Annotated in this window: 7 protein-coding genes and 1 pseudogene; 1 reads left to right on the top strand and 7 read right to left on the bottom strand. The window is 57.6% G+C overall.

Translation table 11 applies throughout. The features are described from left to right. The 7 genes and pseudogenes from AC30NL_RS16320 to AC30NL_RS16290 form a co-directional block, all read right to left on the bottom strand. Window positions 1–410 (bottom strand): annotated as a pseudogene (locus tag AC30NL_RS16320) (hypothetical protein); the annotation flags it as partial. Between the two features lie 960 nt (window positions 411–1,370). Then, window positions 1,371–1,676 (bottom strand): IS66 family insertion sequence element accessory protein TnpA, encoded by a 306-nt coding sequence (tnpA, locus tag AC30NL_RS16315; RefSeq protein ID WP_489465053.1) that lies wholly within the window; start codon window positions 1,674–1,676, stop codon window positions 1,371–1,373. Between the two features lie 173 nt (window positions 1,677–1,849). Next, entirely contained in the window at window positions 1,850–3,256 is a 1,407-nt protein-coding gene (locus AC30NL_RS16310) for an ATP-binding protein (protein ID WP_489465054.1), read from the bottom strand. 86 nt (window positions 3,257–3,342) lie between these two features. Next, window positions 3,343–4,257 (bottom strand): hypothetical protein, encoded by a 915-nt coding sequence (locus AC30NL_RS16305; protein WP_489465052.1) that lies wholly within the window; start codon window positions 4,255–4,257, stop codon window positions 3,343–3,345. 38 nt (window positions 4,258–4,295) lie between these two features. Next, complete coding sequence (locus AC30NL_RS16300; RefSeq protein WP_489465051.1) at window positions 4,296–6,431, bottom strand: TonB-dependent receptor plug domain-containing protein; 2,136 nt, start codon at window positions 6,429–6,431, stop codon at window positions 4,296–4,298. Window positions 6,432–6,508: 77 nt separating this feature from the next. Then, entirely contained in the window at window positions 6,509–7,321 is an 813-nt protein-coding gene (locus tag AC30NL_RS16295) for a CDP-diacylglycerol diphosphatase (RefSeq protein ID WP_489465050.1), read from the bottom strand. Continuing rightward, window positions 7,318–7,977, bottom strand: a complete 660-nt coding sequence (locus AC30NL_RS16290; protein WP_489465049.1) for a response regulator transcription factor — start codon at window positions 7,975–7,977, stop codon at window positions 7,318–7,320. The genes AC30NL_RS16295 and AC30NL_RS16290 overlap by 4 nt, the downstream gene beginning before the upstream one ends. A gap of 429 nt (window positions 7,978–8,406) precedes the next feature. On the opposite strand from AC30NL_RS16290, the gene AC30NL_RS16285 reads away from it, so the two are divergent. Beyond that, the coding region (locus AC30NL_RS16285; RefSeq protein ID WP_489464850.1) for a ParA family protein at window positions 8,407–8,549 on the top strand (143 nt) is incomplete at its 3' end.

Below are 8,549 nucleotides of genomic sequence, written 5' to 3'. Positions count from 1 at the left end.
TTCCACCACAACGTCGAGTTCTCATAGCCTTCCCTCGCCAGCAGCGAGGCATCCAGAGCCTTGATGCGTGCCACCGATTTTCGGCCTTTGCCGTGCCAGACGAGCCACTTGGCGTGATCGATCTCGGTCTCCACAGCGACTCGCTCCTCCGACGGGATCGTCGCGCTGCCAAACACCGAGTTCGCCGCGGCCTTGAATTTCATCGCGACGTGAAACCAGTCCAGGATCCGTCCTCTGGCGAGCTGACTACCCTCCACAGCCTTGCCGAACTCGCCTGCATCGTCACTGATCACGGTGACTCGCTCGTTGGGAGCCACGCCGCTTGCGGAGAGAAACTGGTCCAACCGCGCGGCCGCCGACGTCACCTGCTTGTGCACGTACGCATACAGGGCGGGGAGTGCGATCGACAAACGTTGCGGGCCCGGCAACTATGTTGACGTGCCGCTCTTGGACCAAGTTTTGTGCGCAGGGCGATATCAGCTTCGCCAGGTCGCGCGCGGCTTTACGGCTCTCGGCGCTGCTGCTAAATCTCAGCCACGCCGAGTCCACGCTGACGCAGCCGACGCTGACCGATTCGCGAACTCGATCGCCTTCGATGGGCTTGGGCCGGGAGGCGATGTCGCGCTCGATCGCGACGTCGAGTGCGTTGCCGACGGCAAGAGTCGTGCGTCGCGTGCTGCCGAAGGAGATCCCCTTGTCCAGCGGCAGGACCTCCCGAAGCAGCTCAGTGGCCTGCCGATAGGGCAGATGGGCAGCCCACTTGGCCTGAAGGTACTCCAATTCCCGAGTGGCTCGCTGGGGAACAGCCTGACAGAGCGGACTCACGGAGCGGCGCGGTTTTCCTCGCTTTGCCATGCAGCTGCACGCCCACAGCCTCGGGCTCGGCACTTCGACCTTACCAAACGCAGTCCGCACCACGATCGATCGGCTGTCCTTGTGCGCCAGAACCGAGCCGCAGTGGCGGCAGGTTAACTGACCCTCCATCCAGTCTGCAGTCTGTTGCGACACCAGTACCGATTGAACCTCGGCGAGCAGGGCCCGGCCTTCGGCAAGCGTGAGTCCCAAGTCGGCAACGCTCCGATCCTTCCGTTCCACCACTGCAACGATTGTTGGATCAGTCGCTGTCGCAATCGTTTGGTCACCGCTCCAAGCGGGCTTCGATGATCAGTCGCATGGCAACTCCGATCGGTTGGCACAGTCGCCAGCGTAGCCGACGCCGGCCTGCTGTAAGCGACCGCAGGGCCAGGGGCCAGCTTGATCAGCCTTCGCAGTCAGATTCGCAGAATCCGGGCCGAATCCCGCTCAACCATGTGCTGTTACGCCATCGATGTCGGCGGCCAAGCCGCGTAAATGGCCTCCCACGGTTTGGATCACTCTCCGATGCGCAGATCCAGCGCGCCGTGGTCGCGGGCCGCAGATGCGCCGAGAAGGCCCAGATCGACAAACGGTGGCGCAGGCGGCGCAGCCTTCGGCGATGGGCGTACCACCGATGACACCGGCTCAGGCCGCCGGGCGATCAGTCGCGCGCGCCACAGCCGGAAGTTGCTGGGGCTCAGCCCCTCACGCGCACAGAACTCCTGGATCGTCATAGCGGCGCTGTCAAACCGCTTCATCAGGACCTTCCACGCCTGCTCGCTCAGGCGCCGCCGTGTCGCCCTGGGCTTGGTACCTTCCATGGTCGTCTCCATGCAATGCTGATGCCTGCATTGTTCGAGCGACCACGGCTGGGCGGAAGGACGCCGCTCCGTGACCGCTTACGTCGGCGAGAAAGCGCTTGATAGCCGGCATGTGATTGACGGCCATCGTTTCGAAGATCGCCTTGTCGTCCAGGCCGGCAGCGGCCGCTCTGTCACGCATCGTGCGGCTCGGCTTCCGGTAATGCAAATGACAGCGCTGTGCCATGGCCGGGCGCCGATCGCAATTCCATCGTGCCGCCGACGGACTCGACCCGTTCGCGCATGCCAAGGATGCCAAAGCCGGCCGACTTCTGGCCAAGTGCAAATCCAACGCCATTGTCATGTACCTCGAGCACAACCAAGCGGACCTCGCTATCAAAGCGATACGAGACCGATCCGTGGGTCGCCTGCGAATGCTTGAGGATATTTGACAGCGCTTCCTGCACGACGCGGTAAGCTGTGATCGAAACCTTCGATGACAGGGGCGGAAGTTCGCTTGCAGGTGCATCTAGGTCAACGGTGCATGCAGGCTGAGTCTCGTTGAATGTCCGAATTGCCGCCCTGATCGCTCCTGTCAAGCCGAGCGTGTCGAGCGCTTCTGGTCGGAGTCGCTTCAAGAGTTGCCGGGTTTCGTCGTAGAGCTTCTCGACGTCATTGATGATTGACGAGGCGATTGCAGCAACCTCCTTCTGTTCCATGTCGAGCCCATCTTGCTCCAGCAGGGAGCAAACCCTGTACCGAATGGACAATAGGCCCGAGTTGAATTGGTCGTGCAGTTCACGTGCGATCCGCCGTCGCTCTTCCTCAATGCGGTCGGTGCTGTGCGCCATGAGCTGTCGCCGCTCGTGGTCGCTCTCCTGCAAACGTTCCATCGCACGTTGCAGCATCCCGGTTCTGCGCAGTACCTGTTGCTGCATTTCCTCGTGAGTGATACTGAGGCCTTTTGCCATCTCTTCGAAGGCAGACTGCATCTCGCCAATTTCACCTCCGGTCTTCGACTTGAATTGGATGTCGAACTTGCCATGGCGAACGGCGCGAAGAGCGTGCGTCATCTCGGAGAATGGTGATCGTATGGTGGGCCGCGCTAAGTAAAGCCCCAACGGAATGCTGACGACAGCAGCTGCCAACAAGACGAGGGCGTTCAGGAGCAATCGGAGCCGTTCCTCCTTGAGCACTGGCTCTGGCGACATGAGAACTCGCACGTACCCGACCACCCGTGCTGAACGGAGCTGGGGAAGCTTGTTGTTGGATGTTGAGGCATGTGGAGCGCTGCCCTCGAACAAGTCAACGTCCGGTACATCGTCGGTGATCGGTTGCTCAAAGTTGAGTGACTTATCGAGGTGTGCCTGGCCCGCTGTGGCTATGGATATATGGTGGTCGTCGAGAATCTGAATCTGAGAGATGTCTGTCCTAGCTTGCAGCATGTGCTGCATTGAACGTCTTAAGGCCTCCGTATTGCCAGACACAACGCCGAACTGACTTGTTTGGGCCAGTGCGCTCGCCAGAAGTTCTCCATTTCGATGCACAGCCAGAAGTGCGCTGCTTTTCCCACTCACGTAAAGCCAAGTGGCGACCGCCACGAACAAGACGGCCACAGGCACCGTCGCAATGACCATCACCCGCGACGCAATGCTCCATTCCCTGGGACGATGCCAATGCTTCATGATCAATTGGGCAAATTGCCTAGCGCGCGGTCGGAGTCGGAGACCACGACGTCAAGTGAATTGGCGACACGCTCATTGATCAGGACGCGCCAGTACGTTGAGTACTGCGGGGAAGGGGTGTGGCCTTGAGCCAGGGCGTCAGCAGCCGCACCTACCTGAGACAAGACGTCGTCGATAGTGGAATAGGCAGCCGCAAGTACTCCCGCTCGGACGAGCGCTGGTGAGAACCCAATGACGCCTAACGTACGTCGGTACGCCGACTCAAGCACGGTGCGAAGGCTTTCCGCGGTGTACAAATTGCGGTCAGGAACCATAAGCAATGCCTGCGCATCTCGTTGACTGAGGAGGGCCCGAACGACGTTTTCGCCAGGGTCGACGAGCCGCAGGTGCAGATCCAAGTCGTTCGCACGCGCTGCCTCCTCGATCAGCGACTGAAGATGCGCAGTGCCCGCGCTGAGCAGCGCAGCGATGCCGACTCGCCGCTTGTACAGCGCTCTTACCAGCCGCAGCTGATGTAGTGGACTCGCCTCCGCGAAGACAGCGGAGATGCCTTGCACACGCTGATCAGGGCGAAGGTTGGCGACGACACGCGTGAATGCCTCGTTCGACGTGAATAGGGCGAGAATCGGCGCACTCAGGCCAGCCGATAGCGCGGACTGCAATGCTGCAGCTCCAAGGGTGAGATAGACGGCAGTACCTTTGCGATCGTCCTGGACAGCCACTGCATCCGCTATGCGGGCATGCGGGAAGCGAACCGTGATCGCCTTCAGTATCTGCTGGGTTGTATCTCCGTTCTCGCCCAGGAGAACACGCAGTTCATAGCCTCCCCGACTCGCCGCTGTAGCCACGAGCGGCGCCGCAATAACGGATGCCGCAACGCTGAGGAAGCGTCGGCGCGTCCCATCAGTCAAGTGCATGTCATGTTGATGGCCAGGTTCATTACCGCAAGCAGCCCTTAGAAGGCGCAACGAACGCCAACCAGCGCCTGATAACGGCTCGGGTAGGCGTAGTACACGGGCGTTGTGCCACGGATCCATATATTGTCTCTTGAGTCGAATCGACGGAAGCCGGCCGTCAGCTCCACATTCCTCGAGCCTACGATGAAGCTCTTGCTCAGGTTTATATCGAACCGTCCGTAGGGGTTCGTCAAGGGGACTTCGCTCGATTGGTAAGCGAAGTTGGCGGACACTCGAACGTTGTTCTGGAACCGGTGCGTTATTCCGATCGAGCCGGTGTCTTTTGCGTACTGGGTCCTTTCCGTGCTTCCTTGCGGCGCATCATTGTTGACGTGCGCATAGGTTGCAAACACTCCCCAGCCCGGCGACAGTTCCGCATTCACCTGGAACTCGACCCCCGACAAATTCACTTGGCCGTTATTGGTCGGGAAGAATGTGCTGAGGGAAAGGCGCTCCGAGATCAGGTGGTACAGGTGCTCATAGAACCCCTTGATATCGAAGGTCAGCCCGTACTGTGGCGCCCTCTTGAAATACCCGATTTCGTATGACGTGATGTGCTCGTTGCCCAGGAATTCCGTCGAGATCGCGGACTGGTACAAACGTGCACCTTCAAACTGCACCGGCGTTACGTCGCGGAACGTGTAAGTCCAGTTCGACTTCTGCTCATGAATGTCAGGCGATCGGAAGCCGTGCGACACAACGAAGCGGAGAGACTGAAACTCGTCGACCTTGAAGTTGAGTGCAGCCCTGGGGGCGATAGCGGGGGCGCCCAGTCGGCTGTTTTCGACATAGGCGCCAGCGTTCAGCGTGGACCGCTTCCCAAGCCGGTACTCTACGTTGCCGAAGCCCCAGAGAACGGAATTGAACACCGATCCGCCGAAGTACGTTTCACTGGAGCCTCTGTTCAGTCGGAGACCGAATCCCGCGACGGTGCGCAAAGTCGGCGAGAACACGTTGGAGTCCTGCATCTCCAACTCAAGCCTGTTCTCCACGAAGTCTTGGTTGACCGTTGCAAACGCCAGTTGGCGAGCGGCCGGGCCCAGAGCGGCGATCGCTTGAATCGCGGTTTGCGCGAGCGCATCGTCACCGGCCGTCCCACCACTTGGTACCCGCCCCGCAAGGATCGCCGGTGCGTACGTGGGATTCGCTTGCCACATGGCGAACATTTGCGGCAAAAGAGAAGCTTGGGGATATCCAGTTCGCCACTCCTGAGCCTGATGATTGGACGCAAAGTAGCCTCGGAAGGAGATCTCGTGGTCGGCGGAAAGCTGGTGGTTCACTGAAGCGCTCAGATAGCCGGCATTCGTCTCCAAGGGAGACGGGGTCAGGGCATTGGTCTCCACGCGAGAAAAGCCCCGCACTGCGCCCCAAAGCGCAGCCTCGGTACGCATCTCCGTGCGTTCACCGAGGGGCATGACCGTGGACAGCGAGAACCGGTTCGTCCTGAGATCGTTGTTGAACGAGGGGCGGGCTACCGTTCCGGACGAGAGGTCGAATCCGCCGCTCTCGTAGTGTTCGAGACTGAGCCGATATGTCGTTCCGCCTGACGTGGTGCCGCCGTAACGCAATGTGGCACGACTGTTGTTGTTGGTTCCGACGTCGGCAGCGACAAACCAGCCTGCAACATCGATGGGGTGTTTCGTGATGATATTGACGACCGCCATCATGGAGTTTGGTCCATAAGACGCGGAGTCAGGCCCTCGAATGATTTCGATTCGCTCAATGTCATCCATGCTGACTGGCACCGTGTCCCAGCGGACTTCTGCGATGGTGACCTGGTAAAGCGAGACGTTGTTGAGCATCACGTTCATCCGCCTCGGATTGAGCGCGTTAGATCCGTGATAGTTGACCTGGTATTGGTTGCCGTCTGCCATGGTCACCTGCATCCCTGGCACGAATCGCATAGCTTCCACTACAGAGCGGACACCATATCGCTTCAGGAATTCGGACGTGATAACCGTGACACTGGCCGGCGCATCGGCTTGCGATTGTTTAATCCGAGTTGGAGTTATCACAATAGGAATATCGCCGGTCGATTCTGTTGGATCGGTTCCAGCATTAGCCAATGGTGAAGTGAGAAATACGCACGCACCGATGACGGCGCTAATATTCGAACAGTGGCCTTGGCTAATCATACCTAACCGTCACGTTGAATGAAATAGATTTGTTCCAAATCTGGAACTTGTTATAGAACACAAGAACTTCTCACAACTCATCTGGCTGCTAGCGGTCGAGGTGCCGCATCTTCCCCGCTTGTGCCGTGTAGAACAGAGCAGGTATGGTCTTGTACGTCGCCCTCTATGCTAGCAAGCCATAAGGCACCAAAATCAACATGAGTCCTGAGAAGCCAGAAGCCGTCCCGGCCATTAATACGTGTACCAATTACTGCGATTGCTTGGCGACCAAAATCACTAGAACTATCCTTCGCAAGCTCAAGAAATAGGTTCTGTCCATCGAGATTTTCGGCGACAAGACGACGTACCTCGTACGGATGCCCTCGCCAGCCATCTTTTAGTGGGGACCAGGTCTCGCCGATTCTTGCGTCAGATGAGCGAAGGTACGAGCGGAGATCAGCCCGAATACAGGAGATGTGGAAATGCAGCTGATCTTGGCTCCGACCCCAAGCAGAGTTCACCGTGATTGCGACGTCGTCACGGGGAACCGGTGCAAGATTGGACACATCCATCCAGCGGCGCGCACGCCAAGCATCCGCCCAATAGGGTGGTGCGTCTGGCTTATAAAGGAATGCATCCTCGATGCCAGAAACCCGCCTAGTTGGCATCAAGAGATACTGAAGCACTCCATTCCGGTCTTTGAACACAACATCCCCAGCCTCAGTCCCTCGTGAGAGTGCAACCTCGGCACACTTGCCTGGCTTGCCGACTTGAGCGGCCGGAATGCAGTTTGTGCTAAGGATTCGCCAAAGCGTACCTCGACTATGTTGCCATTGCTGTATTCCGATGAATATGCCGGCAAGTAATAGGCCTGCGACTGCGGAAAATATGATGCGACGCTTATATTTCATGGTTCGATGATCTTGTATTTGACTGCGAGTAATGTTATCTCTGCGCTTCTTTCCACCTTGAGCTTGGTTTTCACTGATTGGCTGTTAATGCTCACCATTCTCGGGGTCACTCCTAGAACCTTCGCCATTTCCTCGTTTGTATGGCCGCGAGCCATCATTTCGAATACTTTTAATTCTCGCTGTGTGAGAATGGCGCGAGGGGACGCGAGACCTTGAAGACTTAGGCGAGCCAGTTGATCGGCAATTTCCGGCAACAAGTGTGTATTGCCAGCGTGCACTTGTCGAATGGCCTCGGCTAATACAAGACGGGAGCTCTTTCTTTTAGGAATAAAAGATAAACCTCCAACCCTATAAGCCTCGCTTATTACCTCATCGTCATCATGTTGACTGAGGAAAACGGCTCGTGCGTCCGGATAACGCTGGAGAAGATCGCTGAGAGCACTGAACCCCGTCACTTCATCCCCGTAGGAAACGTCGAGGACAAGTACGTCAGGCCGGGATCGCTCGTATTCAGATATTAAATTGGCAACACTGATCAAAACTGCAACGCATTCGATTCCCTCCTTTTTTAGTTCTCCGACCACTCCACTTGCCAAGAACGAGTGGTCGTCGGCAACGAGCACTTGAATGGACTTCGCAGGATGTGTTTTTTTCATACAAATAAGTAACTCAATGAAACCATATTCCGCGAGTTGATGAATATTTGGTAGAAACTCGGCATTTCTACTTCATAGAAATGAACGATTTCGATGTCAAGACGTTTCCAGCTTCTAGGGCGGCACGGATCATCGCAGAACTATGAGCCTCTCGCCCGGATGTGTTGCTTTGCCGCATTGCCATGAGGGCCCTCACACAAGCACCCCTTGGCCAGGACCTCAACAAGGAACGACGGCGGCGTCAGGCCTTCGAGATCGCTGCTCATTCGATCCGACCGTCGAACCAGGCTGGCTGGTTCATCACCCACTCGTGCAGCAACGGCCATGTTGAAAGGTGGCGATGAATAGCTTCGAATTTGGCCCGATGTCGGTCCGACCGGTTGCCGCCAGGGCTGCAGTTGTCATGCGTTTTGCGAATGCGCAAACTACATGATTGTCTTCTCCGTGATCTCCACCAAGGGTGGCGTCGGGAAGACGACCCTGGCCATCAATCTCGGGGCGCTGCTGGCCGACTTCGGGCTGCGCGTTCTTCTCATCGACGCCGACTATCAGCCGTCATTGAGCAACTATTT

The organism is Rhizobacter sp., assembly GCA_021153565.1.
Lineage (GTDB): Bacteria > Pseudomonadota > Gammaproteobacteria > Burkholderiales > Burkholderiaceae_C > Albitalea.
Note: the sequence above shows the minus strand (reverse complement) of the source record. Positions and strands in the feature narration are given on the sequence as shown.

Excerpts from the sequence above, each read along its gene's own strand:
- AC30NL_RS16295 (WP_489465050.1), bottom strand. The coding sequence starts at position 7,321 with ATGAAATATAAGCGTCGCATCATATTTTCCGCAGTCGCAGGCCTATTA.
- tnpA (WP_489465053.1), bottom strand. The coding sequence starts at position 1,676 with ATGGAAGGTACCAAGCCCAGGGCGACACGGCGGCGCCTGAGCGAGCAG.
- AC30NL_RS16305 (WP_489465052.1), bottom strand. The coding sequence starts at position 4,257 with ATGCACTTGACTGATGGGACGCGCCGACGCTTCCTCAGCGTTGCGGCA.
- AC30NL_RS16300 (WP_489465051.1), bottom strand. The coding sequence starts at position 6,431 with ATGATTAGCCAAGGCCACTGTTCGAATATTAGCGCCGTCATCGGTGCG.
- AC30NL_RS16290 (WP_489465049.1), bottom strand. The coding sequence starts at position 7,977 with ATGAAAAAAACACATCCTGCGAAGTCCATTCAAGTGCTCGTTGCCGAC.